This is a genomic window from Embleya australiensis, from assembly GCF_051903075.1.
Taxonomy (GTDB): Bacteria; Actinomycetota; Actinomycetes; order Streptomycetales; family Streptomycetaceae; genus Embleya.
This window is the reverse complement of record NZ_CP182423.1, coordinates 419,070-445,146: the sequence shown is the minus strand read 5'-3', so window position 1 is coordinate 445,146 and position 26,077 is coordinate 419,070. Positions and strand designations below refer to the sequence as shown.

General features: G+C 70.1%; 20 protein-coding genes and 2 pseudogenes. 12 read left to right on the top strand and 10 right to left on the bottom strand.

All coding sequences use genetic code 11. The features are described 5' to 3' along the window. Window positions 1-6: 6 nt before the first annotated feature. A pseudogene (locus ACMXN5_RS32320) lies at window positions 7-99 on the bottom strand (carbohydrate ABC transporter permease); the annotation flags it as partial. A 1,730-nt stretch (window positions 100-1,829) separates the two neighbouring features. On the opposite strand from ACMXN5_RS32320, the gene ACMXN5_RS32315 reads away from it, so the two are divergent. Beyond that, complete coding sequence (locus tag ACMXN5_RS32315; protein WP_439678443.1) at window positions 1,830-2,960, top strand: hypothetical protein; 1,131 nt, start codon at window positions 1,830-1,832, stop codon at window positions 2,958-2,960. 641 nt (window positions 2,961-3,601) lie between these two features. On the opposite strand, the gene ACMXN5_RS32310 is transcribed toward ACMXN5_RS32315, so the two are convergent. Further along, window positions 3,602-4,405, bottom strand: coding sequence for an NAD-dependent epimerase/dehydratase family protein (locus tag ACMXN5_RS32310; protein ID WP_439678442.1), 804 nt, complete (start codon window positions 4,403-4,405; stop codon window positions 3,602-3,604). A gap of 200 nt (window positions 4,406-4,605) precedes the next feature. Then, entirely contained in the window at window positions 4,606-4,824 is a 219-nt protein-coding gene (locus tag ACMXN5_RS32305; RefSeq protein WP_439678441.1) for a hypothetical protein, read from the bottom strand. 190 nt (window positions 4,825-5,014) lie between these two features. Here ACMXN5_RS32305 and ACMXN5_RS32300 point away from each other — a divergent pair, with 190 nt between their 5' ends. Together ACMXN5_RS32300 and ACMXN5_RS32295 are read left to right on the top strand one after the other, a co-directional pair. After that, the gene (locus tag ACMXN5_RS32300; RefSeq protein ID WP_439678440.1) at window positions 5,015-5,269 is read left to right on the top strand and encodes a DUF6225 family protein; all 255 of its coding nucleotides are present in this window, start codon (window positions 5,015-5,017) and stop codon (window positions 5,267-5,269) included. 333 nt (window positions 5,270-5,602) lie between these two features. Next, window positions 5,603-5,896 (top strand): hypothetical protein, encoded by a 294-nt coding sequence (locus tag ACMXN5_RS32295; RefSeq protein ID WP_439678439.1) that lies wholly within the window; start codon window positions 5,603-5,605, stop codon window positions 5,894-5,896. A gap of 275 nt (window positions 5,897-6,171) precedes the next feature. Here the strand turns inward: ACMXN5_RS32295 and ACMXN5_RS32290 are convergent, their stop codons facing one another. Then, the gene (locus ACMXN5_RS32290; protein WP_439678438.1) at window positions 6,172-6,711 is read right to left on the bottom strand and encodes a hypothetical protein; all 540 of its coding nucleotides are present in this window, start codon (window positions 6,709-6,711) and stop codon (window positions 6,172-6,174) included. A 340-nt stretch (window positions 6,712-7,051) separates the two neighbouring features. Between ACMXN5_RS32290 and ACMXN5_RS32285 the strand changes: the two are divergent. Further along, a pseudogene (locus ACMXN5_RS32285) lies at window positions 7,052-7,277 on the top strand (IS701 family transposase); the annotation flags it as partial. Window positions 7,278-7,484: 207 nt separating this feature from the next. Here ACMXN5_RS32285 and ACMXN5_RS32280 read toward each other — a convergent pair. Both ACMXN5_RS32280 and ACMXN5_RS32275 read right to left on the bottom strand, forming a co-directional pair. Next, the gene (locus ACMXN5_RS32280; RefSeq protein WP_439678437.1) at window positions 7,485-8,072 is read right to left on the bottom strand and encodes a hypothetical protein; all 588 of its coding nucleotides are present in this window, start codon (window positions 8,070-8,072) and stop codon (window positions 7,485-7,487) included. Window positions 8,073-8,773: 701 nt separating this feature from the next. Further along, on the bottom strand, window positions 8,774-9,994 hold the full coding sequence (locus tag ACMXN5_RS32275) for a hypothetical protein (protein WP_439678436.1): 1,221 nt from the start codon (window positions 9,992-9,994) through the stop codon (window positions 8,774-8,776). A 1,577-nt stretch (window positions 9,995-11,571) separates the two neighbouring features. Between ACMXN5_RS32275 and ACMXN5_RS32270 the strand changes: the two genes are divergently transcribed. Both ACMXN5_RS32270 and ACMXN5_RS32265 read left to right on the top strand, forming a co-directional pair. Then, window positions 11,572-12,459, top strand: a complete 888-nt coding sequence (locus ACMXN5_RS32270; RefSeq protein ID WP_439678435.1) for a DUF2268 domain-containing protein — start codon at window positions 11,572-11,574, stop codon at window positions 12,457-12,459. A 661-nt stretch (window positions 12,460-13,120) separates the two neighbouring features. Continuing rightward, window positions 13,121-13,357 (top strand): Lrp/AsnC ligand binding domain-containing protein, encoded by a 237-nt coding sequence (locus ACMXN5_RS32265; protein WP_439678434.1) that lies wholly within the window; start codon window positions 13,121-13,123, stop codon window positions 13,355-13,357. Between the two features lie 327 nt (window positions 13,358-13,684). Here ACMXN5_RS32265 and ACMXN5_RS32260 read toward each other — a convergent pair whose 3' ends face one another. Next, a complete protein-coding gene (locus tag ACMXN5_RS32260) occupies window positions 13,685-13,894 on the bottom strand; it encodes a hypothetical protein (RefSeq protein ID WP_439678433.1) in 210 nt (69 codons plus the stop codon). 325 nt (window positions 13,895-14,219) lie between these two features. Between ACMXN5_RS32260 and ACMXN5_RS32255 the strand changes: the two genes are divergently transcribed. Then, a complete protein-coding gene (locus tag ACMXN5_RS32255) occupies window positions 14,220-15,641 on the top strand; it encodes a beta-propeller fold lactonase family protein (protein WP_439678432.1) in 1,422 nt (473 codons plus the stop codon). Window positions 15,642-15,981: 340 nt separating this feature from the next. On the opposite strand, the gene ACMXN5_RS32250 is transcribed toward ACMXN5_RS32255, so the two are convergent. Beyond that, on the bottom strand, window positions 15,982-16,389 hold the full coding sequence (locus ACMXN5_RS32250) for an aldehyde dehydrogenase family protein (protein ID WP_439678431.1): 408 nt from the start codon (window positions 16,387-16,389) through the stop codon (window positions 15,982-15,984). A gap of 269 nt (window positions 16,390-16,658) precedes the next feature. On the opposite strand from ACMXN5_RS32250, the gene ACMXN5_RS32245 reads away from it, so the two are divergent. Continuing rightward, complete coding sequence (locus ACMXN5_RS32245; RefSeq protein ID WP_439678430.1) at window positions 16,659-18,266, top strand: helix-turn-helix domain-containing protein; 1,608 nt, start codon at window positions 16,659-16,661, stop codon at window positions 18,264-18,266. A 37-nt stretch (window positions 18,267-18,303) separates the two neighbouring features. Here ACMXN5_RS32245 and ACMXN5_RS32240 read toward each other — a convergent pair whose 3' ends face one another. Together ACMXN5_RS32240 and ACMXN5_RS32235 are read right to left on the bottom strand one after the other, a co-directional pair. Beyond that, a complete protein-coding gene (locus ACMXN5_RS32240; protein ID WP_439678429.1) occupies window positions 18,304-18,984 on the bottom strand; it encodes a GntR family transcriptional regulator in 681 nt (226 codons plus the stop codon). Between the two features lie 126 nt (window positions 18,985-19,110). Continuing rightward, window positions 19,111-20,661 (bottom strand): sigma-54-dependent Fis family transcriptional regulator, encoded by a 1,551-nt coding sequence (locus ACMXN5_RS32235; RefSeq protein WP_439678428.1) that lies wholly within the window; start codon window positions 20,659-20,661, stop codon window positions 19,111-19,113. A 339-nt stretch (window positions 20,662-21,000) separates the two neighbouring features. On the opposite strand from ACMXN5_RS32235, the gene ACMXN5_RS32230 reads away from it, so the two are divergent. The 4 genes from ACMXN5_RS32230 to ACMXN5_RS32215 all read left to right on the top strand — a co-directional run bounded on the left by ACMXN5_RS32230 (window position 21,001) and on the right by ACMXN5_RS32215 (window position 26,020). Beyond that, the gene (locus ACMXN5_RS32230; protein ID WP_439678427.1) at window positions 21,001-21,474 is read left to right on the top strand and encodes a MaoC family dehydratase; all 474 of its coding nucleotides are present in this window, start codon (window positions 21,001-21,003) and stop codon (window positions 21,472-21,474) included. A gap of 27 nt (window positions 21,475-21,501) precedes the next feature. Then, on the top strand, window positions 21,502-23,448 hold the full coding sequence (locus tag ACMXN5_RS32225; RefSeq protein ID WP_439678426.1) for an AMP-binding protein: 1,947 nt from the start codon (window positions 21,502-21,504) through the stop codon (window positions 23,446-23,448). Further along, on the top strand, window positions 23,448-24,611 hold the full coding sequence (locus tag ACMXN5_RS32220; RefSeq protein ID WP_439678425.1) for an acyl-CoA dehydrogenase family protein: 1,164 nt from the start codon (window positions 23,448-23,450) through the stop codon (window positions 24,609-24,611). Before ACMXN5_RS32225 ends, ACMXN5_RS32220 begins: the two co-directional genes overlap by 1 nt. A gap of 230 nt (window positions 24,612-24,841) precedes the next feature. Further along, window positions 24,842-26,020, top strand: a complete 1,179-nt coding sequence (locus ACMXN5_RS32215; RefSeq protein ID WP_439678424.1) for a CaiB/BaiF CoA transferase family protein — start codon at window positions 24,842-24,844, stop codon at window positions 26,018-26,020. The last annotated feature ends 57 nt before the right edge of the window (window positions 26,021-26,077 follow it).

Below are 26,077 nucleotides of genomic sequence, written 5' to 3'. Positions count from 1 at the left end.
CCTCGCTCATTGCTTCGTCGCTCCGGCGAGCATCCCTGACACCAATGTGCGCTGCGAGAAGACGAAGAGCACGAGCACGGGCAGGACGGCAATGATGATGTCGCTGCGTGAGATCGTTCGGCGGTCGGACATTGCCGCGCGGGTCGCCGAGTACACCGCCGCCTTCGTCTGGTCGCTGCGCAGGTTCGTCGTCGGTTACGCCAAGTGCTTCGACCTACTGACGCCGGCGACGGGCCGGCGACAGTAGTTCGAGGCGGACCCGGTCGCCGCGCGCGTGGTTGTGCCTTCCGCGCCGTACGCATCGGTCGCCGACCCGGGAACGACCGCGGTCGACGGCCGCGGCGTCCGGCGGTTCCTCCGCGGCCGGACTGCCGGCCGTATCCCTGTTGGGCCACTGGCATTTCGCCGCCCGCGGGCTTCAGGAGAAAGCCGAGATCGGCCTGTCCCCGGAGACGGCAGAGCAGTTGCCCAGCGACGAGTGGCGGCGTCGTGTCACGGAGTTGCTCGCCGTCGACGCCGCCGATCGCCTGCGCGCCGCCGCCGCGCAACAGTCGAGTCCGGCGGACCCCGGCGTGGGCGCGGTCCTTGATCTGCTCCGCGCCGGCCGGGGCGCCGGGTTGGCCACCGCAGTGGCGGCCGAGGCGGCGACGGTCGGTGTCGACGTCGATGCCGGCTCCCCGCCGCGGCGGCACGGCGGCAGGGGGTCGCTCGGCGCGAGCGACGTCGAAGAGGTCGGAATCGTTGTTGTTCCGCGCCGGCAGCGGGTGTTCGTTCCCCAACGAACGTGGGCAGAGCGCAAGGCCCAGGCCATCTTCGGTGCCCTGACCATGGGGGCGCTCGTCGTGGGGGCCGTGGTGGTCGGGTTCTACGTCGCCCTGTACGACCCGAAACCAAGGGTCGCGGGAAGCCGATCGGACCGATTCCCACCTTCGTGTGGCCGGGGGAGGGAGCCGGCGGACCGCCCGGGCTCCGCACGCCCGGAAGCTATTCCGGTGACCCGGGCCTCATCTTTCCGCGTCGAAGGACAACACGACCCACCACGGGATCGTCTCGCTCCTTTGTCGACCGGCCCACCGACCGCGCCTGCCGCTCCGACGGCAGTGAAGTGGCACACGGCAGCCCTCGACCGCGGTCGCGCCGGGCCCGTCCAAGCGTGGGCTCGGAAAGGTATCGGCGACTCTGGTGCGTGAACCGGACGCCGGTCGCACTGCCAGAAGTGCCGCAAGCACGTGGGTACTTACACCGACGGCGGGGATCCCTCGGGCGTGTGGGCCTTCGAGTCGGTCCGGCACTGTGTTCCGACCGCGTCGCGTCGACCACACGCTGTCGTTCGACCACACGTCGCCATGGTCGGTAATACGATCCTGCCGGGTAGGGCCTGAGAGCGGAGGCTGCGGTCCGGGCGCCTGGGTGCCGTCGCATCGCTGAACTCGGCGTCGATGTCCCGGTACCGGGATGTGTCGACGAAGGACGACCCGTCGGAGCCGGCGAGCGGGGACCGCCCGACGTTCCTTACCGATTACCTCCGGCGCAGCGCCGCGTGCAGCGCGGGTCGCCGACTTCACGACGGCCCGGCACGGGGCGCGTTACTCGGGTCCGGTGTCCCGGCTCGACGCCACCGGCAAGGGGGCGGTGGGGCCGGTCTGCCGTGGAGCGGAGGGTCCGCCGACCCACGTGCCGAACCTGTACGGGCCTGCGGAGGCGGCGTGACCCGAAGCGGAATCGGAAGGGCGAACGGCTTCTTCCCAGGGGCACCTTCGTTTGCCATTCTTGACGCACGCTCGTGGGGCGGGCGCCGAGGGGGATGCGTGGCGAACGTGCGTTCTTTCGTGAGCAGTTACTGGCCGCTCGCGATCGTTCCTGTCGTTGCGGCGGCACTCGACGCGGTCCTCGCCTGGCGCGGTCAGGCATGGAGCCTCGCGGACTGGGCGTCGAGCGTGGTGCTCGGTGCCCTGGTCACCGTCACTGTCGGCATTCTGCTCGCCCGCCGCCAGGGCCTGATCCAGGAGGCGCTGGCCGACCTCGAACTCGTCGAGAAGGTCGCGGTGTTGTCCGCGCAGGTTCCGCGCCTGCGCAGCCGCTCGTCCTCGGGCGAGATCGTGCGCGTCTGCTACGACGCCCGGGCGGGCATGGCCCTGTTGCCGCTGGCCAGGAGCACCATGCAGACCGAGTACCTGGAAACCGTCGGGACCGTCCTCGACGAGATCGAGCGCCGCCTCGCCACCTCACTGGACCTCCACGCCACGTGGACCGCAGACGAATGGGACCGCTTCCACGACGTCGTATCGCGTCTGGCCGAAGCCGCGCAGGCGGCCGCGCGCCGATCCGCGATCGTGCGTGCGCACCGGACCGCCACGATCGACCCCGCGGCCCGCCGCCTGGCCGCGTCAACCGGCACCCGCGTGCCCTTCGACGCGTTTCGCCACCACTACACGCGCGGTCGGGACCGGATCCGCGTTCGGCTCGACTGGGATCGACTCGCCCGCCTCGTCGGCGCCCACGACGGCGGGGTGCGGATCGAGCGCGTGCAGACGGCGATCGAGCCCCGCGACCTCGTCGCGCTGGCTCCCTACCACGCGCCCTGGTACCACGACCCGGCGTCCCCGTCGCGAGGAGAGGTCGACCACGACGCCCCCGGAGCCCACCCGATCCGACACGAGCAGGCGGCCCGCGACCGCACACTCGTGGAACCCGGACGCGATGCCCGCATCACCGCCGTCGAGAACTGGTACTCCGCCCGGGCGATCAGCGGCCCCATCCACCTCACGCTTGCGACCTGGGCCGTTGCGCCCGATCGCATCCTCGTCCTGGACGGCAACCACCGTCTCGCCGCAGTGGCGCGCCTCGTCGGCGACGGATGCCCCGTCATGATCACCGAGTTCCGCGTCACCGGCGCCGCCGGCGTGCTCCCTCCCCTGGTCCCGGACCTGGCCCACCACCTCACCGGACCGATCTCCTGAGCGGCGGACGGTCTTGCGGCTCCCGGTGCAGCCGCGCGTACGGCGATCTCGTCGCGAAGCGTTCGGGCGTCGTTGCCGCCTTCGGGCCCACCGCGCGGCGAGGTAGGGCAGGTGGGATGCGAGGGCGCCGCCGCGGCGCGGTCGCACGGTGATCGGCTCGTCCCGGGTGGCGGCGTGCGCATAGCGGCGCACGGTCCTTGCGGACCAGCCCGGTCTGATTGCTGTGATCGTCAGGCCCAGGTCGTGCGAAGCGCGGATCCCCGTCCGGCGGGCGAGTATCCGCTGTTGCGCCGGGCTCTCCTCGCGACTGGGTGTGCCGCGAGGCCCGTTCGGCGAGTTGCGTCCCGCGTACACCCGCGAACAACGGTGTGGGGCCACGTCGATGCCCTCGTACACGAACGTCCTTCCACCGCCGGGATCGCGTCCGCCGACGTGCCCGACCGACCGGTCGCCCTGCCGACACAGCGCGACGGAACTCCGGCGCGAACCCACGGGTGGGCGAGCATCTCCCGGCCTGCGTAGGCGTCTCTCGATGCGGTGGCGATCACTTGAGCGCCCAGATGGGGGAGTCGGGGGTGACGTTCGTGCGTGTCTTGCAGGTGGGGCAAGGGGGTGGCACGGCGAGCGGCCGGTTTCGTGGGTCAGGGTCGAAGGTGCTTGAGGGTGAATTCGGGCCGGGCGGAAGGGCCGGCCTGGGGTGCGGTCGGATCGGCCGCAAGATCTGTCCCGGGTATTTCCGCGGCGTGGAGTTCGGCGTTGTCGACGGGGACGTAGGCCAGTTCCGTCAGGTCGGGGAGTTCCCAGAAGCGGCGCGTGTTGGCGGAGACGGCGTATGTCGTGAGGAAGCGGGTGGAGCGCGGTGCGGTCAGCGCGGCGCGGATGAAGCCGACGGCGTCGTGCGGGCTCAGCCAGGTCGCCAGGTGCCGGGGTTCGGTGGGTGTGTGTACGAAACTGCCGATGCGCAGGCAGATCACGGACAGGCCGAACTTGTCGGCGTACAGCCGTCCGAGGGCCTCCACGGCCACTTTGCTCACCCCGTAGAGGCCGTCGGGGCGTACCGGATCCTGGGCACCGGTGCGATGTCCGGCGGGGTGGAAGCCCGTCACGTGGTTGCTGCTCGCCAGTACCACCCGCTCGATTCCCGTGCGTCGCGCCGCCTCCAGGACGTGGTGTGTGCCGAGCACGTTGGCTTCGAGCAGGTCCGCGAGAGGTGCCTCGTTCGGTACGCCGGCCAGGTGCAGCACCCGGTCGGCTCCCGCGAGGGCGGCTTCCACGGCGGCGGCGTCCCGCAGATCCACGGTGCGCACGTCCTCGTTCTCGGCCTCCGGGTGGAGCGGTACGCGGTCGAGCAGGATCAACCGCGCCGCCTCGCACCGCAGCGCCTTGCGTATGGCGGAGCCGATCGTGCCCGCCGCCCCTGTTACCGCCACCGTTCCCAGACTCACCGCGTCTCCCATCGCTTTCGACAACTCCCGCGTCCTCGTGCCCGCTGTTCCGCTCATCAAGCGGCGGGGAAACGAGTGAGCGGGTCTGCGGAACCGCCTGAGCGAAAGGTGGGGCCCGTGTACCCCCTCCGGTGAACGCGAGCCGCTGCCCACGGAGCGGGTCCGTCGAGGCCCGCCCCGGGGCCGGGCGGCCTCCCCGATCAGCTCACGGGAGGCAGGGGGGTGACGGCCGCGGCGGTCGCCAGGAGTCCGAGCATCGTGCCGGGGACGCCGAGCCGCCGCAGGCTGCGCGGGTCTTCGGGACGCAACTCGGGTGGGCAATCGGCCTGTGCGTGGGCGGTGTGGTGGTTGGGCCCGCGTCCGTGGGCGGTACGGCGTCTGACATGCTTCTGGACCTCGACGTCCTCGGCGGCGAACACGAGATCCCCGAACGCTCCTGACTGGCTTTCGTTCGTTGCGCTGGTCGGGCCGGCAGGTGGCGGCGGATCCGGGCGCGAGGGCCGTAGGAGGGTTTTGTGTGTTCGCAGGGTGATCGCAGGTCGGCTCGGCAACGACGGACCCGACCACCACGCCCCCGGAATCCGTCGCACTCGAACGAGAGGCAGGCCGATGACCGCGTACGCGCGTGTCCATCACGTCGCGGACGTGTGGACGGTGGGCCGGCTCCGCGCGGTCCTGGCGGACCTGCCCGACGACGCGCCGCTCATGGTCGCCGTCCCCGAGGGATCGCCCGGGACCGAGGAGTACGCGGCGGTCGCCGACACGGACTGGTCACGACTCCAACTCGTCGCGTCGTCAACGTCCCCGTGTGCTCGGACGCCCGCCGCGAAGAGTTGGTCCTCGCCCTGGATGCGGCAACGATGACTGACCGACCGTGAGGCAAACCGGTCGGCGCCGCCCGACTCCGCACTCGAAGACCTCCACATCCTCGACGGCCGCAGGCACTGCGCACCATGGTCGACGCCCTCGTTCCCCGGTTGCCGTCACGTCGGATACCCGATCCGCTGTTTTGGAGCAAACTCGCAAGGCCATCGGACTTCCCCGCGGGCGCGCCGGCGCCACCCGACGACCAACTCCGCACCGCAGGGCGGGTCTCCGGGCCGCGACGAGGAACCGATGTCCGTCTCCCTCCGTCTCACCGATATGCGTGCGAAGCGATCGGAGCCCGTCAGGCGTCGGATCGGTACCGGCGGTGGATTGACGTTGGTCCTGGTGTGGGTGGTCTCACTGGTGTACGCGCCGTACATGTGGCTCGGGGTGCTTGCGACGACCGGATGCGCCGAGTCACAGGAGGGCTTCTGCGGCAGTGCCGGGTACGGCGTCGCCTCGGGCGCCGCTGCCCTGCTGGGGCCGGTCGCCGCGGCGGCGACCACCTGGGGCGCCAAGCGCGAGGCGCGGTACCTCGGCGTGTGGATTCTCGCGTGGTTCACGGTTCTTGCCGTCGGCGCGGTCGTGTTCCTGCACCTTCCCTACGAAGGCCCGGCCGACTGACGCAGTCGCTCCTCCGGCCCTTCCGGGCAGTCCTCCGCGTCTTCGACGCCGCCGCGTCCGGTTCGGTTCGGATCGCCCTGCGGTGCTCCCCGGACGCGTGAGAGCTGCCGGCGACGAACCCCGCCGGGGGCGACTTCACAGCACCACGAGGTCGCGACGGCTCAGCGCCTTCCACCGGCCCCACCGCTGGAAGGGCCGGGAGCGCGGGGGAGCGACCGTCGAAGAGCGTGGTTGTGGGGTCTATTGCGTGAAGTGGCGTTCGATGACGGACACGATCACGATGCTGCTTCCGGGGGGCGGGGTGCGTTCGTGACGGCTCGGACGTCGAGTTTTCCCTGTGTGCTGCCCGTGGAGTGAGCGAAAGCGTGTCCGAACTGGTCGGGGAACCATGCCGAGCTGCCCACATCCCAGAATTCCGCGTGGACTTTCGCGTGGGTCGGCAGGACCGCTTCGAAGGCGCACCTCGGTTCGTCGTCGGCCGTCGTGGAGGGGTCGTCGACGGTGGACGACGCGGATACGGGGCACGGGGGCGTCCCCGGAGCCGTGACGCCCGGTGCTTTCCGGGTCCTGCCGCCGGCGGCTTCCAGCGCGGCGGCGAGGATCTTCGCGTTCTCCGCCCGGGGACCGTCGAACACGTACGCGCGCATCACCTCGCAGTCGCAACGCACGTCGGTCCACCACTCGCCTTTGTAGTCGAGGAACGACGTGACGCGATTTTTGATGCCGCACACGTCCGATATCGCCTCGGCGCGTTGCTCGACTCGCCCGCCCGTGGTCCGGTTCATCGTCGTGTAGACGGCCTCGACGTTCCGCACGGCCGACGTATGCCGCCCCCAGGACACCCAATGGGTCGAAGGCATTTGCGGGCAGGCGGGCCCCTACTGGCCCGGTGAGCTGCCGGTGAATGCTCAAAGCGCCCTGGAATGCCCCGGCCCGAGCCGTGCCACACTCGTCCACCCCAACGCGGCCGGCCACCTCAACACCGCCGTACAGGTCGAAGCCGCACTCCGCACCGTTCTCTGACCGTCGAAGAGTCGGGGATATCCGCGGCCCGTCGCCCCCGAGGCGCTGCGGGGGTATCCGCCCGCTCGGACGTCGCGTTACGGTTTGGACCATCCGGGCTCGAGTCTGGTCGGGTATTACGTGTGTTTCGCGCCCGAGGGCGCCACCCTCGACGGGCTCCTGGCCGTCGCCGGACGGCGGTGGGCGATCGAGGAGTGCTTCCAGACGGCGAGGAACGAGACGAGTGCGGCTTGGACCACTACCAGGTCCGCAATACCACGCCTGGTACCGGCACATCACCCTCGCCACGGCCGCCCACGCACACCTGACCGTCCTTCGCGCGCGAGAACTCCAAAGGGGGCCCGCGCCCGACGAACCGCAACTCGTCCCCCTGAGCCTGCCTGAGATCCGCCGCCCGATCGCCCGTCTCGCCGACCTGCGACCGGCCCCGATCACCCACGCCTTGAACTGGTCCCACTGGCGACGCCGAGCCCAATATCGAGCACGTGGCAGCCACTACAAACGACGAGGCCACAGCCCATAGGCCGTGACCTCATCAGATCAAGCACGGTTGCAGTACCAACCCTTAACCCTGGTCGACGATGTACCACGCGTTGTCGATGTACTGGAGAGTCTGGTCGCCGAGGTCGCTTTCGGAGAAGGGGACGCTCGCGCGGACCGCCTTGGCGGGGACCTCCACCTTGTCGGGTCGGCGTGCCGAGACGCGGCTCGGGTCGACCGTGGCGGTTTGCATGGCCTTCTTCTGTGCGGCGGAGAACATTCCGAACGTGATGGGCATCGTGCTGGTGCACGGGCCGAAGCCGTCGTCCTGGGCCTTCTTCGCCGCTGGGCCGGCGATGTCGCAAACCGTGGTCAGGTCCTCGCGGCCCACGGCGTGCAGGAACTGCTCGTAGCGCTGGATCGCGGCCTCGGTGGATGCGGCCTGCTGAGCCGGCTGTGTGCCGGCCGTCGCCGACGGGCTCGGTGCTCCGGAGCCGGTCGACGCCGGCGGCGCGGATGTGGCCGGTGCCGGAGCGGCGACGGTCTGTGCGGTCGTCGGCGTCGGGGACGAGGTCGAAGGTGGGGCCGTGGCCTGTTTCTTCGGGGAGTCGGTGTCGTTGCATGCCGCCAACAGGATGACGGCCGATACGGTCACGCCCACGATCGCCCGCACGCGATGCTCCCCTCGTTGAGATCACTGACGGCCGATGCTACTTCGGTCGGCGACCCACATCCCGCGCTCGCCGAAACGAATCGACGCTCGCCGTCCGGCTGAGTGGAAGCCGGAACGCTCACGGGCGGCAATCGACGGGAAAGGCCGCAGTAGCTGACGGCATGTCAGATGTGGTGCCGGGTGCTGGGCAGGACGGTGCCGGCAACCGACCGCGCCGGCCGCTTGCCGGCGCGGCCCTCGCCGAAGGCCTGTAGGTATTTTCGGAGCTACGCAAGTTGCATGTGAAAGTTCAGGCCGTGGACGCCACGTTCCGTCCCCTGCTGCTTCCGGACGCGTTCCCCAATATCGAGGAGCGCTTCTGGTGGGCGCGGGGTGTCGTCATATACGGAGGCAGTCGCTTGGTCGAGACCCTGCGTGACAAATGCCGAGTTGGAATTTCAGAAGTTGTGTGGTTGTGGCGATGGTTGGTCGTCAGGCGGGTCGATGTGTCGTGAGGGTGTGTGTGCTGGTCGGGGCATGAATGACGGTGATCGTTTCGACTGTCACACGTGTGACAGTCGACTGACGTCGGGTGCCTGACACAAACGCGTCGTCCTTTCGTGGAGTTGCCCATTCCTGTGTTCCCGACTTCCGCGGCCTCGCCTGTTCGGCTCGGCGACACCGACCCGCTCACAAGGGCGGTCGACGCCGGTCGATGGGCTTCATGGGGCGGTCATGGCGGCTGCGGTTTCGAGGAGTTCGTGCGTCGTGCCGGGGAAGTCCGGCAGCATGTTCACTGCGGCGACCCACGCGTCGGTGTGTTCGCCGAGGTGGCGGGCGGTCGGCTCGGTGAGTGCGGCGGACGCTTCGGCGCACAGGGCTGGTTCGCCGGTCAGCAGCGTGGCCAGGGCGTACGCGGCGGGGGCGCCGCGGGCGAGGTAGTCCGCGGTCGGTAGGCGGCCGGCTCTGAGCGCGTTGAGCACGCGTGGTGCGGACGCCGAGGAGGTGCGCATCAGTTCGTCCAGCCCTGCCCGGTCGGCGGGGTCTGCGGGCTCGGCACGGCCGGACGTCAGCTTCCGGTCGCGCCAATCCATGGGGAGCAACTGCGGTGGACAGCCGGGTTCCCGGGCGAGGAGAAACGCGAAGTTGCGTCGGGCCAACGGAGGAAGCTCCTCGGACAGGACATCCCAGTCGAGTTCGTCGTCGCGGGGAGCGATCAGGAGTGAGTGCGCGCCCACACTGGTGAGGTCCGCGTTCGCCAGTCGGTCCGCCAGGTACTCCGTGCTGCCCAGCCGGGCGAGCGCGCGGGCGAGGCACCCTGGATCGGTGGGATTCTCGAACGCCGAGCGCACCTCGAGCGGGACGTTTTCGCCCGGCGGCCCCCGTCGCAGGTCCGTGAGGATGCCCGCGATGTCGCGTACCGCATCCGGGCCGGACAGCTGCAGCAACTGCTGGTAGCCGCGCAGGATCGCCGCGAGCGCGCCCGGCGACCGGGTGTACGGCGCCAGGTACGTCAGTGCGGCCACGACTGTCCCGCAGTCGTCGGACTCGAACAACGGGTAGAGCCGGTACTCGATGTGCCCGCCCTGCCAACCGGCGCGCTCCTGCGGGCCGGGGAGCAGACTTGCGGGCGGCAGCATGGTCCGTACGCGGCGCTGGAGGCCGCGCGTCGTGGAATGGGACCGGTAGACGGCGGCCGCGAGTTCGGGATCGCCCTGGTCGAGGAACCGCTCGCGGATGCCCGTGCCGACCGAGGAATTGGCGACGATCGCCAGGAGCTGCCGGTGCGTCCCGTGTGCGACGACGCGGGCGACGAACGGGGCCGTGAGCGGTGACCGGCCGAGCAGCGCATCCATGGCGTCCGGGGCGAGCCGGGACAGGACGTCGGACGCGACGGCCGGTGACAGCTGCTCGAGCAGGAGGACCGCACCCGGAGGGATCACACACTCCACGCAAGCAGACCATGCGTCGACCTGTCCAGCCCGACCCGTTTGTCGGATGTGGTGGCCTGCGGGTTGGCATGTTGATTGACGCGGATCGTGAGGTGTCGTGGTCGGTCCTTTGTGCGTCCGGGGCCGGCCGGCCCTGCGTCCGGTGTCGTGTCGTCCTGCGGTCTCCCCGGGGTGTGTCGCGGTTCCAGGTGGGTTGCTTTGTTTCTTCGGGTGGTGTTCGGACCGGTGATCCGCCTGGGTGGGCGCGCTTCCAACGCGTGGGGCGGTACGTATCCCAGACGGGTCAACTCGGTGGGGACATGTTCGTAACGACGCTCCAACCGATACCCCCACCCCCACCCCGACCGCTCTCCGAACCCACCCTTCAAACGCCTGGGCGCGGTCCGGATCCACCGCGTGAAGTCACCCGGGTAACACGCCGGATCCGCCAACCAGGGACGCCTCAACCTCCGGGCGATCTCCGCGTACGGGGCGCGGAGAACGCCGCGATGCCACCCCCACCGCACGTCGTTGAGGACTCCCGGCGACAACACCGCCTCGGGATAGACCAACACGAGCGGGCGTCCCCGGCAAGGCGGTACGCACCGAAGTCGCCTCGGCGACGACCTCGATCAGGCCGCGCAACACGTCCCCACCCGCAATCCGCCGCAGTCCACCCGAACCCGCGTCCGGTTCCTGATGAGCAAGAACAACAAACGCCCGCGCGCCGTGGCCGCCGTCCCCGGCGTCAGCCGACGCACCATCGAGCGCTACCCGAAGGGAGACCGCAAACAGTCGGCCCGCTCCGCCCTGTCGACGCGAGGATCGACGCCCGGGTCCGCCGCCTGTGGCAACCCGAGGTCCGCCGCCGTGTCGAGCAACGCGCCGCCGCCGGTGGCGTCTTCGTGGAAGCCCAGGCGAAGTTCGGGATCTCCGTCAACGTGGGTCCCCAGGACCGCCCTTCCGTCGTGGCCGACGAGTTCCTGGCCCTCTGGGGCCGGTCACGGACCATTCGGACGCTCCTCGAAGGGGATCTCGGCTCGATGGCATAACCGGCGGCCCAGACACCGAGGCATCCCACGCCACGAAGCAATCCAGCCCCGCCACTCGGCGACAAAATCGTGCGCAACGGGTCAACACTTCCGGGGCCGCCGCTACTACCACCCACAGTGCGCTCGCGAGGTGCCGCGACCCCGCCCTTCGAGGCCCCGGTCTCGTCTCGCCACGTCGGTCCCGCCGCGAGCACATCGAGGAGCCGGCGCAGCGAGTCCGGGCAGCGGTGGACGTCGTCGACGTGAGCAGGCGCGGCAGGTACTCGGCGACGCGGACCGGGACCGTGTCCGGGCCAGGTTCTCCGGACGAGCCGAAGGTGCAGGGGCGGGGTGATCCGACGGATGCGAAGTGGGCGCGGTTGTGGCAGTTCCTGTCGGTGAACAACGGGCGTCATGGCCGGTGGCGGGATCCCCTCGAGGAACCGCCGGGCGATGCCGGGATCCACGCGAGGTCGATGCGTGGTCGACCCGTGGACAGCCCGGGTTCGCCAACGGTGCTGGACCCTCCAGCAGGTGGAGGCCCTACCGTCGCGGCTCATGAAGATCGTTGTTCACGACACCGCGTCCGCAATGCTCGATCTCCTGCGAAGGCCGTTGGAGGAGCGGCCCGAGGCCCTACGAGAGATGTTCGGTCCTGTACAGGAGGTGATGTCCGGGGTCGGCGACATCGACATGGTCGAGATGCACCGGATGGGCAGCGGCTTTCGTGTCGACGTCGAGGATCCGCGCTATGCGCCGGCTCTGAGGCGGATGCTGGACGCTCGGGTGTGGAACCGGGTCGAGGACGGCCTCGCCGCGGCCTGGCGGCGACTGAGTGAAGCGGTGCCCGGGATCAGGACCGCCGAGACGGTGCACGTCGTCCTGGTGCTCGGCAACCCCGACGACGACCTCCTGACCGTCCGCAACGCCGGCTACCTCGGGATGGGTGGCATCCCGGGGGCGCTCCAGTTGACGATGTGGCCCACCGAGACCGCCCTGGCGAAGATCGGGTACGCCGCAGCGCACGAGCTTCACCACAATGTGCGCTACGCCAACGTGGTCTGGAACCCGACGACGGTCACCGTCGGCGAGCAGGTCGTGGCCGAGGGATTGGCCGAGGCGTTCGTACGCGAACTGGCGGGCGAGCGCGCCATGGGGCCCTGGTCGACGGCACTGTCCGGCGCGGCACTCGACGACGTTTACGGAAAGGTCGTGGCCGGGATCGATGTCGCCGGGATGCAGAACCTGTCCGCATACGTACACGGCGACGCCACGGCGCGGCGCATCGGGCAGCGGCCCGTCGGCCTGCCGGACTTCGCGGGATACGCGGTCGGTCTGTGGATCGTGGACGCGCACCTGGCGGCCTCTGGACTCACCGCCGCAGGGAGTACCGCGCTGCCGGCACGCGACATCCTCGCCAATGCGGGCGTGTCGACGAACGTGTGACCGCGAGATCGAGGCGATGAATGGAGGCAGTGAGATGCCTGGATCGGCCGTCTACTTTTTGGGCTCAGTGGCCTGGTGTTCCTGCTGAGCGTGGTCGATATCCCTTGGCTGACCGAAAGTTGACGGGTCCGGATGACAGCGTGACGCTCGGGGCACGGCGGGGGAGTCCTTCGCAACGGATCGCAACGGATCGGAACGGATCGGCGGAATCCTCACCGCGTTGTGCGGTTTCGGGATGGGCCTGCCGATGGTGTACCTGCACGATCGGTCGACACGGGATCGGGACTCCGTCCGCGCGGCGGCGGACGAGTTCGCGGCGGAGCTGTCGCGCGGGACGGTGTCGGAAGGATTCACGCCCGCAAGGGCCGCCCCATCGCGCGGCGCACGGTCGAGCGGCTGACGCGCGAGCCGGGCATCGCCGGCGCCATCCGCGCGGCCGCCGCACCACGGTCCCCGAGCCGGCCGCGCCTCGTCCGCCGGACCCGGTCGACCGCGTCTTGGCCGCCGACGGCCCGGGCCACACCGGGGGAGTCCTCGAACGCCGCACGCGCGTGGGACTTCGTCGCGGACTCGGGGGGCGGGCGGCGTCGGCGTCATCACCGGCTACCGGGCCGTCGTCAACCCCGAAGCCCTGGGCCGTGGCCTGGAGGTTCTCCTCGACGTGGAAATCTACGCCCAGGATCGCAAGAGCTTCGAGGAGTTCGAGGACACCGTTGCCTCCTATGAGGAAGTCATCGAGTTCCGTCGCATGTACGGGCGCCCCGACTACTTCATCCGCGTGGCCGTTGCCGACCACGCCGCCTACGAAGCCTTCCTCACCGGCAAGCTCAGCGGTCTGCCCGCCGTCCGGCGGATCGAATCCCACCTGACCATGGCGGAAATCAAGCCCAACCGCTAGCCAGGCCGGTGTCCCGCGCCGGAGATTCGTCGGCAGAATCGGGCGAGGGATTCGAGGATGTTCTCGGCCGTCTTGGTCCAGGTGAACGGTTTGGGATTCTCGTTCCAGTCCTTGACCCAGGCTCGGATGTCGGCTTCGAGGGCCTGGACGTTCCTGTGGGGACGGCGGCCGTGTTCGCGACATCGCGGGGTGGGCTGCGGATGCCGCAGAGCCGTCGGGCGGGCCGCAAACGACCCGGGCGGTGTCCTGCCGGACGTGCGTGCAGGCGCGCAGACGGGAACGGCAGGTGTGTGGTCGGCAGTTGACCACCGTTCGCCGCCGGCTCCGTCAGGGGACGGAGCCGGACGCGGGCCGCCTCCTCGGGTCGTGGTCGAAGCCGTTGTGCCAGTGGGGTTTGTCGAACCCGATCCGGAACACGGCGTCGCCGGCGAACGTCAGCCGATCGCCGCCGGACTCCGGGCGGAGGATGACCCATCGATCGGGGATTGCCGAGCCGGGCGGGTCGTGCTTTCCGGTGGGGTGGGCGACTTCGGTCACGGCTCGCGCGGTGGTGAGCGTGCGTCCCGCACCACCGCCGAGGGCACAGCCCGCCGTTCCCGGTGGATGCGTCCCCATGTCGTTGTCGGGGACAGGTGGTTCGTTCCCCTTTGGTGTCCAACCTTTTGCACAGGTTCGTCGAGGTGTCTTCCGCAGCGTCCGTGAACCTTTCTTAATGTGTGCAGCCGCCGAAACGACTCGGCGACACAACTCCCCCCCTGAGGTGGAATCAGCTGTGAGCCCTTTCAAGAATGCCGTTGGCAAAAGCCCGGGGCGCGGGACGGGGTCCCGTCGTCGGTCCCGGGCCGGGATCGCCGCATCGGCGGTGGCCGCGCTGGCGGCCACCGGCCTGCTGGCCCCGGTTGCGGTCGGCGCGCCGACCGCGACCGGCGCGACGACGTCGTCGGCCTCCGGTGCGCCGGGCCGGTTCCTGCTCGTCGGCAGCACCGGCGGCGGCCAGGTCGCCGCGTTCGGTGTCGCCCGTGACGGCGCGCTGTCCAAGGTGCCGGGTGCCCCGCTCGCCGCGGACGCGGGTTTCGCGGTCGTGGTATCGCCCGACGGCAAGAAGGCGTACGTCGCCAGCCTGTCGAAGAAGTCCGTCAAGGGCTACTCGATCGGCGCCGACGGTGTGATGACCGCCATCCCCGGGGCCGTCGCCCAATACGACGCGGCCGTCGTGGGCCTGGCGTTCTCCCCCGATGGTTCGCGCCTGTTCGCGACGGTCGGTGGCCAGAGCAGCGGCACCGTGCGCACCATCGCGGTCGCCCGGAACGGTGCGCTGACCCAGGTCGGCCGCCCGGCCACGATCCCCGGCACGAGCTACCTCAGCCAGCCGACCGTCTCTCCGGACGGTCGCTTCGTGTTCGCGACCAGCTTCTCCTCCAACACCGTGACGGGCTTTCGGATCGAGGCCGACGGCAGCCCCGTCCAGATCGGCGAGCCGCTCGCCACGGGCACCGGCCCCGCGCTGCCGAACATCACCCCCGACGGCCGGTTCCTGTACGTGACCAACGAGCAGAGCGCCAGTATCTCCGGCTACACGATCGCCGCCGACGGCTCGCTGACGCCGACCCCCGGATCCCCGTACACGACCGGCAATCTGCCGCACGGCGCGGCCGTCACCCCGGACTCGAAGCGGCTCTACTTCCCCGAGGCGGGCAGCAACAAGGTCTCCGGCTTCTCGATCGGCGACGACGGCGAACTCGTCCCGCTGACCGGCTCCCCCTATGCCGGACCGGCCAACACCATGCCCGGCCGGGTCGTGCTCAGCCCGGACGCGAGGCGCCTGTTCCTCGTCGACGTCCTGGCACTGAGCCCGAGCGCGAAGGTGCACAGCTACGCGGTCGACCCGGTGGACGGCAGCCTGGCCCGAACCTCGTACCCGGCGGCCGACTCCGGCGTGTTCTTCGCCGACGGTCCGTCCAGTGTGATGACCCCCAACCAGGGGCCGACGGCGACGATCCGCACCCTCTACAGCCACGACCTGACGGGCGTCTTCTCCGCCGCCGGCTCGACCGACTCCGATGGCTCGGTCGTCCGCTACGAGTGGAGCTTCGGCGACGGTACGACCGCCACCACGACGACGCCCGAGGTCACCCACACGTACGCCCAGGCCGGCGCGCGGACCGTCACCGTCACCGCGGTCGACGACGAGGGCTGCTCGGCCACCCGCGTCTTCAACGGCCAGGTCGTGACCTGTAACGGTGGCGCGAAGGGCAATGCCTCGACAGTGCTCAACCTCGGCTGACGACGGTCACCACCGTCCGCCGGTGATCACCGAGGTCGAATTCCGCGACCCTGATCGGTATCCGCGATATTCGACCGCTTCATGAATGGCTCCGTTCCCCCGTCACGCAACGACGGGGGAACAGAGCCGTTTCAAGGGCGTTCATTACCGCCCCTCCGCAATATGTACCAGCAGGCAAGAGGTACGCGGCGTCGAAGTCGCCGAGTCGGCGACGGTGTGATCGGGATCTCCCGCCGGTGTACGGCATGCCGGCGAGCCGACCCGATCTCCGTCGAAGGACGGGGACAACGGGCCGGCTCGCCGGATGTCGGTCGAAAGCGGGGCTGTCGCCCCCGAAGCGTCAGGTGATCACGTTGAACGCACCAGCCGGGAGCCCGGCGTCACGCAGGATCGCGGCCAACTCCAGCGCCGCGATGGGCGTCTTCTCGTCGACCTTGAGCACCACACTGTTCCCGGCGGCGAGCGCCGGTATCGCCTTCCACACCGCGATGACCAGCGGAAAGTTCCATGGCGCGATACCCACACAAACCCCGATCGGCTCCCGGCGCACGAGTTGGGTGCTCAGCACCGCGCCGGTGACCGGGCCCGGACGCTCCCAGGCGTACGAACGGGTCAGGTCCGCGTAGTGCCGCAGGTGCGCGAGCGGGAAACCGACGCAGATGGCCTGCGAGAGACGCAGCGGGAAGCCGCACTCGCGGGCCCCGATCTCGGCCAACTCCTCCATGCGCGCGCCGAGTGCCCCGATCACCCACCACCTCTTCGGTGGCGGGGTTGATCACCTCGTATCGATCGTGCGTGTCCACCCACGCACCGTTGATGTACATCCGGTAGTGCGAGATGCCGTCCCGGTCCACGGCCGGGACCGTGCTCGAATGTGTACGGATTCTTGGACACTTCCGGCGCCGGGCCTTCCCAACGAGGGGCGCGCCGGGTCCAATGAGCCGACCCGAGGGCGGCAGGGCCGGGCCCGCCGCCGTCGGGGCACGGGCAACGGGGAACGGACCAAAGGAGGCCCGCGTGTACGCCACTCCCCAGAAGCTTCACGACCGACGGACCAACCCCGACATCGAGTCCTCGTGGGCGAGGTCGCGGTTGCACGGTCTGCGCGAGGACGACGCACCGCGGCTCGTGCAGGGCGCGGTGGTCAAGGCGGGCGGCCTGGCCCGCGCGGCCGGCCCGGTCCTCGAACAGGCGCGGGCGGAGTTGGCCGGCACCTCGCTGATCCTCGTCCTCGCCGACTGCGAGGCCCGTCTGCTGTCCATCCACTGCGAGGACGGGTCGACGCGAAGCGCGCTCGACGACGCCGGTCTCGTGGTCGGGGTGGACCTCGGCGAGGAACGGGTGGGCACCAACGCGGTCGGCACCCCGCTGGAGGTCCGGCAGCCGCTCACGGTCCACAAGGAGGACCACTTCCTGGAGGCGTTCCGCGGGTTCGGCTGCCATGGCCATCCCGTCGTGCACCCGATCACCCGCAGGCTCGAAGGCGTCCTCGACCTCGGCGGTATCCAGGACCACGAATACTCGCTGGTCCCGACCTTCGTCCGGCGGATGGTCCGCGACATCCAGGAGCGCCTCCTGCTCGATTCCACCCGTCAACAGCAGCGGCTGCTCGGGGCGTTCCAGGAGGCGTCACGCGATCCCCGGCGTCGGGTGCTGGTGGTCGGGCACGGCCTGGTCCTCGCCGACGCGCCGGCCCTCGCCCTGCTCCAACCCGCCGACCACGCCGCAGTGCAGGCATGTGCGGACCGCACGCGAGGGAAGAACGCGGCGACACACCGGCTGCCCCTGCTCTCCGGCCGTACGGTCACGCTGCGATGTGCGCCGATCGACGGCTGCGACGGGGTGCTGGTCGACATCCTCCCGGACGAGGACGAAGGCCCGCGCGCGGACGGCGGCGAACCGACGCCCCACTGGCCGCTGCTCGTCGTGGGCGAGCCGGGCAGCGGACGCACCACCGAGGCGCAGCGGGCCGTCGGACGAAACAGATGCACCCTGGACGCCACGGACGTTCTGCGCCAGGGAGGGCATGCCTGGACCACCCGGATGACGGAACTGCTGGCGCTCGAAGGGCCGCCACTGATCATCGAGAACATCCAACTCCTGTCCGAGCCGCTGACGGCGCTGCTCGTCACCCGCCTGCGCCACACCCGGCGCCGGACGGCGCTGACGTCGACACCCGGCGAACATCTGGACGGGGCCCACGCTTCGCTGGTGGCGCTGTGCAACGCGCGCCGTGACCTCGTCCCGCTGCGCCGCAGACCGCACGAGGTGCCCCGGATCGCGGAGCACATGCTGGCCGAACTCGGCGGACCTTGCCCGCTCCGGTTCACCACCGAAAGCCTGCGGGTGCTCGCGACGCAACCGTGGCATGGCAACCTCGCCGAACTGCGACGCGTGGTCGCGACCGTCGCGGGCACGCGCAGGGAGGGCGACATCCTCCCCTCGGACCTGCCGGCCTCGCACCGCAACGCGCCCGCGCCCGTGTCGCCGTTCCGTCAGGCGGAGCGCGAGGTCATCGTCGCCGCCATCGAGGCGGCCGGCGGGAACAAGCTCCAAGCGGCCCGCGCGTTGAGCGTGAGCCGATCCACCCTCTACAACCGGATGCGGGTGCTGCACATCAGCTGACCCGTCGACCCGCCGACCCGTGGCCGTGCCGGCTCGATCAGGACGAGGCTTCGTCCCTCCAGAGCCCGCGGGCCTCCAGCATCTCGACGAGGTGGTCGGCGCTCTCCAGGATGTGCTGTTCCATCAGGGACCGGGCCATGCGCGCGCTGCGCCTGCGGAGCGCTTCGAGGATGAGCGGGTGCTCCTCGCGGGTGGCCGCCACCCGGCCTTCGATGGAGACGTAGAAGCGGTTCGGCAGGTGCCGGACGACGGAGCGGAGCAACAGGCTGAGGCGGTGGGAATCGGCGGCGAGATTGATTTGACGGTGGAAGGCGTGGCCGTGTTCGACCATGCCTTCCTCGTCGCCGGCCTCGGCCGCCGCCTCCTGCTTCTTGACGATGGCCTCGAGTTCGTCGAGCTGCTCGGCGGTGATGTCCTTGGCCGCCCGGGCCGCCAACTCGCCGCCGAGCTGGGCCTGGACCCAGAACAGGTCGCGCACGTCCTGCTGGGAGAACGGGGAGACGATGAAGCCGCGGCGGGGGACCAACTCGATGAAACCCTCGCTGCTCAGCGCGACCAGTCCTTCGCGGACCGGCGTGTTGCTGACGCCGACGGCCTCGGCGATGGGCTCCATGCGCAGGAACTCGCCCGGCCGTACCTCACCGGAGATGATCAGCTCACGGACGTAGCTCGCGACCTCTTCCGAGAGTTGCTGCCGCTTGGAATCGCCGCGCGCCATGGGTGCCCCGTTCGCCTGTACTGGTTGGTTCTCGATGACGCATCCTGTCGGCACATCATATAGGAAGCCACCGCAGCCGAGCCCGGCCGGTACGGATCGACCCATGGGTGAGGGGCCGACGGCGGATCAGTGGATGTGCAGCGCCCGCATCTTGTTGTACAGCGTGGAACGGCTGACTCCGAGGGCACGTGCCGCTCGGAGCTTGTTTCCGCCCGCGGCCTTGATCGCGGCCAGGATGATCTCGCGCTCTGCCTGACGGAACGGCGAGGTCGGTGGTGGGGTGCGGCAATGCGAGGACGGCAGATCCGAAGGGATGATGTCGCCGGCCGAACGGACGTCGGCGAGGCTCCGGACGACGCCGCGCAGTTCGGTGAGATTTCCGGGCCACGGTTGTTCGGCCAGGATGCGTGCGGTGTCGGAGGTGAGCCGGATCCGGCCGGGCCCCGCGATGTCGGCGAGCATGCGCTGCGCGAGCGGGGCGATGTCATGCCGGCGCTGCCGGAGCGGCACCAGGTCCCGCCGGGCGGCGTACACCGACACGAGGGGCGCATGCGTCGTTTCCAGGTGCTCGCCGGGCAAGGTGGTGAGCACGACGTCGCGCCGCGTGCCGCGCAGGAAACGGGCCAACAGCGTCACCAGATGTTCGGACAGGTGGTCAAGGTTCTCCACGACGACCGCCGGGCCGTCCGAATCCAGCAGCGTTTTCGCCTCCCCCACCCAAGCCTGCTCGCCCAGTCGGTCGACATCCGCCGCGTCGAGCATCGTCGCGTCGGGGCCCGCGGCCCGTCGGGCCTCCGTGGTACGCCCGGTGCCGGATTCGCCGACGATCAGCAGGGGCCGGGCCGCCCCGGGTGCGCGGCCGGCGCGGCGGCGAGGGGCGTCCTGCTCGGGGACGATGTGGATCCGTACCCCGTCGCCTTCCTTGAGCCGGGCGCAGTCCAGCCGGACCGTCCGGCCGGAGACCAGGGTCAGCCACAAGGTCGCCTCGTCCACCGATCGCAGGGTCTCCGACCAGGCGCGGATGATCGTCTGATCCGTCGGGTGGAGCAGGTCCAGGGCGGACGGGGTGGAGAGCACGAGTCCCTGTCCGATCACCACGACCGCGTGGCCCCGACGGCGCGCGGCCGTCTGGAAGGCCGCGAAGAGTCCTTGTTGCGCGTGGTCGGCGTCGATCCGGAGCCGGTCTTCGATGTCTCGGACCACGCGTCGCGCCAGGGGCCGGAGCAGGGGATGCTCGTCCCGGGTGCGGCAACTGATGCTGAAGACACCTTCGAGCCGCCGCGTCACCGGATGCACGACGGGGTGCCCGTAACAGACGAACGGACTGAACGCGGACACCGAGTGCTCGTGCCCCCGCACGAGCACTCCGCGCCCGGTCACGACGGGAGTGCCCAGGGCGTTGATCCCCAGGTTCTCCTCGTCGGCCCGCGTCCCCACCGTGATCCCCAGATCCGTCATCTCCCGGCGAACGGCCCGGTCCACGAAACGGATGTCGACGACGGATGCCGACGTGTCGCCGAGCAAAAGAAGCGCGGGGGCGCCGTCCAACTCGCGTCCCACCTGTTCGAGGACGGGACGCGCGGCACGGACGAGCGGGCCGGCGGGCCCCGTCGGCCCCTCGTCGGTCCCGTCGCCCGGCTGCGAGCGGGCCCCTGGCAACTCGATTTCCGGTCGCATCCGCCTACCACCGCTCCGTGTGTCAGTCCGGTCAGTCGACATGAACGTATGAACGAGCGCAAAATAAAATATATGCTCAGCTGGGGATGGAGGGCGAGCCGGCGCGGGTCCGCCGTACCGCGCCCCCGAATGATCGACTCGCGAACGTGGCCCGCCACCTCCATCGGCAGAGGGGCCGCCGTCCGCGCTGTCGAACCCGCTCCGCGTCGTCGGGTTGCCGTGGGTTGCGCCGTCTTTTCCTGGGATCGCCGAGTGCTCCTGAACTGCGGCAGCGCTTGCTTATGCATAATATATTCCGTATCTTCGCGTCACCAGGTGCACACAGCGAAAGGACCTCCCATGGCCGGCCTCTACTTCGAGGAGTTCGAACCCGGTGCCGTCATCGAGCACGTCAACCGCCGAACGGTCACCGAGACGGACAACGTCCTCTTCAGCACCCTGACGCTGAACCTGGCTCCGTTGCACTTGGACGCGGAGTACAGCAAGCAGAGCATCCACGGCCAACGCCTCGTGAACAGCCTCTTCATCCTGGGACTCGTCTCGGGCATTTCCGTCCCGGAGACCACCCAGGGCACCACGCTGGGCAACCTCGGCTTCCAGGAGATCAAGTTCCCCAAGCCCGTCTTCCACGGCGACACGATCCACGTGCGTACCGAGATCGTCGACAAGCGTGAGTCCAAGAGCCGCACGGACTCCGGCATCGTCACCTTCCGCCACTTCGGCGTCAACCAGCGCGACGAGATCGTCTGCGACGCGACCCGCGTCGGCCTGATGCTCAAGCGGCCCGCGGCCGAGGCGACGACCGCCTCCTGAGGACGCGGCTCACCGAGAGGAGTCGGTATGCGCACCACGAGTCTGTTCGGTTCGTCGAAGAATCCGGTGTGGGTGCCCGGCGCGGCCGAACGCGAGCGCAGTCGCCTGCTGCGGGCCATGCGGCGCTGGGGTTACGAGACACAGGCGGACCTGCATCGGGCATCCGTCGAGGACCCCGAGTGGTTTTGGCGGGCCGCCGTCGAAGACCTCGACATCACCTTCACGAAGCCGTTCGAGCGGGTGCTGGACGACAGCGATGGCAAACCGTTCCCGCGCTGGTTCACCGGAGGCGTCCTCAACGCCGCACAGGTGTGTGCCCACCGGCACGCGGTCGGGGTGCTCGCCGAGAAGACCGCCGTGGTCTACGAGGGCGACGACGGCCGGCGGCGCACCCTGACCTACGCGCAACTGGACGCCGACGTACGACGTTTCGCGGCCAACCTCACCGGCCTCGGCGTCACGCGCGGCGACCGGGTCGTGCTCTTCCTGCCGGTCGTCCCCGAGGCCACGGTGGCCTTCCTGGCCTGCGCGATGATCGGAGCCGTCTCGGTTCCGGCCTTCACCGGCTTCGGCGCCGAGGCACTCGCCACCCGGCTTCGCGGCTCGGAGGCGGTCGTTCTGGTCACCGCCGACGGGACCACCCGGCGCGGCAAACGGGTCCCGCTGAAGCGGACCGCCGACGAGGCGCTGGAATCCGCGCCCTCCGTCCGCCACACCGTGGTGGTTCGCCACCTCGCCGACGACGTCCCCATGCGGGAGGGCCGCGACCGCTACTGGGACGAACTCGAACCCGACCCGGCCCCGGTCGACACGGTCGCCACCGACCCCAACGACCCGCTGGTCATCGTCTACACCTCGGGCACCACCGGCGCTCCCAAGGGCATCGTGCACTCGCACGCGGGCCTGGCCGTCAAGGCCGCCTCGGACTTCGGTTACGGGTTCGACGTGCACAGCGACGACGTCATCGCCTGGATCAGCGACATGGGCTGGCTGGTCGGCCCACTCCTGATCATGGGCGGACTGCAACTGGGCGCCACCGTCGTCTTCACCGAAGGCGTGCCCAACCACCCCACGCCCAACCGGCTTTGGCAGATCGTCGAGCGCAACGGCGTCACCGTGCAGGGTGTCGCGCCCACCGCCATCCGCGCCGTCATGGCCGCCGGCGACGCCACGTTCGGCGACCTCGGCAGCCTCCGTTCGTTCGTCTCCACCGGCGAGGCATGGGACGAGCCGACCTGGCGGTGGTTGTTCGAGACCGTCGGCGAGAGCCGGCGCCCGATCGTCAACTACAGCGGCGGCACCGAGGTCGGCGGCGGACTGCTCAACAGCTACCCGTTCCAGCCCATGGACCCGGCGTCGTTCAACGGTCCGCTGCCCGGCATCGACGTCGCCGTCCTCGACCAGGACGGCAGGCCCGTCGTGGGCGAGATCGGCGAACTCGCGGTACTCAACACCTTCCCGGGCATGACCCACGCCTTCTGGCGGGACCGCGAGCGCTACCTGGCGACGTACTGGAACCGCTGGGACGGCGTCTGGGTCCACGGCGACCTCGCCGCCGTGGACGACGACGGCACCTGGCGTATCCACGGCCGATCCGACGACGTCATCAAGGTGTCCGGCCGCCGGGTGGGCCCGGCCGAGATCGAAACGTCCCTCCTCAAGGACCGCCGGATCGTCGAGGCCGCCGTCATCGGAGTCCCCGACCCACAGCGCGGTCAGCGGGTGGTGGCCTTCGTCGTGCCCAAGGACCCCGACCTCGACCACGTGGCCCTCGCCGCCACGGCGGTCCACAACGTCGGCCGCTCCTTCGCCCCGACGCTGCATGTCGTGGCGACGTTGCCGAAGACCAAGAACGGCAAGATCATGCGCCGCGCCATCCGCGCCCGATACCTGGGGGGTTCGCCGGGCGACATGTCCTCGCTCGATCCCCTGACCCCCCTGGAAGACATCCCTGTTCACGAAGGAGAGAAGTGATGGCCGTGACCGAGCCCGGCGACCTGGAGCTGATCCGCAAATCGGTGCGTGAGCTGGCCCGCCGCTTCGACCTGGGGTACTGGCGCGAGAAGGACAAGAAGCACGAGTACCCCTGGGAGTTCGTCCGGGCGTTCGCCGACGGCGGCTGGCTCGGTGCGATGATCCCGGAGGAGTACGGCGGCCTGGGGCTCGGCCTCGCCGAGTCGGCCCTGATGATGACGGAGATCGCCGAGTCCGGGGCCGGTATGAGCGGTGGTTCGGCCATCCACTTCTATGTCTTCCCGCCGGCCCCGATCCTGCGCTACGGCTCCGAGGAGATGAAGCGCCGGTACCTGCCCAAGCTCGCCACCGGCGAGATGCTCATGGCGTTCGGCATCACCGAGCCCACGGCCGGCGTGGACACCTCCCGGATCCGGACGAAGGCCGACAGGATCGACGGCGGCTGGGTGGTCAACGGCCAGAAGGTCTGGATCACCAACGCGCAGAACGCGCACAAGATCCTGCTCCTCGCCCGCACCTCGCCGCGCGACGACAGCAAGCCGCTCGACGGCATGACCCTCTTCTTCACCGACCTCGACCGCTCACGGATCACCGTGCGCGAGATCGACAAGCTCGGCCGCGCCGCGATCGACTCCAACGAACTGTTCATCGACAACCTCGAGGTCGCGGACGACGAGGTGGTCGGCGAGGTCGGCCAGGGCTTCCGCTACCTCATCGACGGCCTCAACCCCGAGCGCATCGTGGTCGGCATGGAGGGCGTCGGGCTGGGCCGCGCCGCGCTCGGCCTGGCGAGTACGTACGCCAACGAGCGGGTCGTGTTCGACCGCCCTATCGGCAAGAACCAGGCCGTCGCCCACCCGCTGGCCGACTCGTGGATACGCCTGGAGGCGGCCGAACTCGTCTGCATGAACGCCGCCCGGCTCTTCGACGCCCGAGAGGGTTGCGGAAAGGAGGCCGCCGCCGCGAAGTTCCTCGGCGCCGAGGCCGGCTTCCAGGCGTGCGATCGGGCGATGCAGACCCACGGGGGCTTCGCGTACGCGAGGGAGTACCACATCGAGCGGCTGTGGCGGGAAGCACGCCTGCTGCCGATCGCGCCGTTCTCCCAGGAGATGGTGCTCAACTACATCTCCGCCAAGGCGCTCAACCTCCCCAGGTCCTACTGACCGGGTCTCGCCGGGGGAGTGACCTTCGGCGGTCCGATCGGGAGAGGTGAACGTTCGGCGCGGAACACCGGAGCACGTACTCCGCGGTCCGCGCCGGACGCGCGGGGATTTCCGAGACGCGCAGGCGATCGACAAGAACGTGAGGAATACATGCGTGAGGTGGTGGTCCGCACGGCGGCCGACGGTTTCGGCGCGGACAAGCGGGACGAGGCGGTTGCCGGTGGTGCCGCATGAGCGGCCCCCTGGCGGGTGTTCGGGTGGTCGCCCTCGCCGGCATGGGACCGGTGCCGTTCGCGTGCATGCTTCTCGCGGACATGGGCGCCCACGTCGTCCGGGTGATCCGGCCGGCCAACCGGTCCGCCCGCGCCCTGAGTCAGACCGACGGTCTGCGGGAGGAACACGACCTGGCCAACCGGGGCGTGCACACCGTCGTCCTGGATCTGAAGACCCCCGACGGCGTGGAGTCGGTGCTGCGCCTCGTCGAGGCCGCCGAGGTCTTCGTCGAGGGCTACCGACCGGGCGTGGCCGAACGTTGCGGCCTCGCCCCGGAGATCGTCCTCCGGCGCAACCCCGCCGTCGTGTACGCCCGACTCACCGGATACGGGCAGAGCGGACCGCTGTCGAGGACGGCCGGACACGACATCAACTACGTGGCGCAGTCCGGGGCCCTGCACGCCATGGCCCGGTTCGGTGAAGCCCCCCGCCCGCCGATCAACCTGCTCGGCGACTACGCGGGCGGCGGAACCCTGGCCGCCTTCGGCATCGTCTGCGCCGTCCTGGAGGCGCGGACGTCGGGCCGCGGGCAGGTTCTGGACGCCGCGATGATCGACGGCGTGGCGCTGCTGACCGCGAAGCTCCAGGGGCTTCGGGCCGCCGGGCTCTACGACGACGTGCCGGGGACGAACCACCTCGATTCCGGGGCACCGTTCTACGACACCTACCGGTGCAAGGACGGCGGCTACCTCGCGGTGGGGGCGCTGGAGCCGGACTTCTACCGGGAGTTCATCTCGCGCCTGGGCGTGGACGTCGGCGACTGGCCGGACCAGGACGACCGAAGCGGCTGGCCGCGGCTGCGCGAACTCATCGCCGCGTCGATCGCGGCCAGAACCCGGGCGGAATGGGCCGGGGTCTACGCCGGCACCGACGCCTGTGTCACGCCCGTGCTCACGTTCGACGAGGCGGCCGAGGATCCCCACAACGCCCACCGCCGGATCTATCGCACCGTCGCGGGTGTCCTGCACCCGTCGCCCGCGCCACGCCTGAGCCGAACGCCCGGGCGCACCCCCGCGACGCCGAACTCGCAGCCCGAGGACGTGCGTCGGCTGATCGAGTCCTGGCACGCCGAGGCCGTCTCGGCGGTCGATTCCGCGGCCGGCCGCCAGGCCCCGGCAGTCGCTCCGGCCTCCTGAGCCGGACTCCCGGGGCCCCGGGCATCCGCGACCGCGGGCGGACGCCCGTCGCGGAAC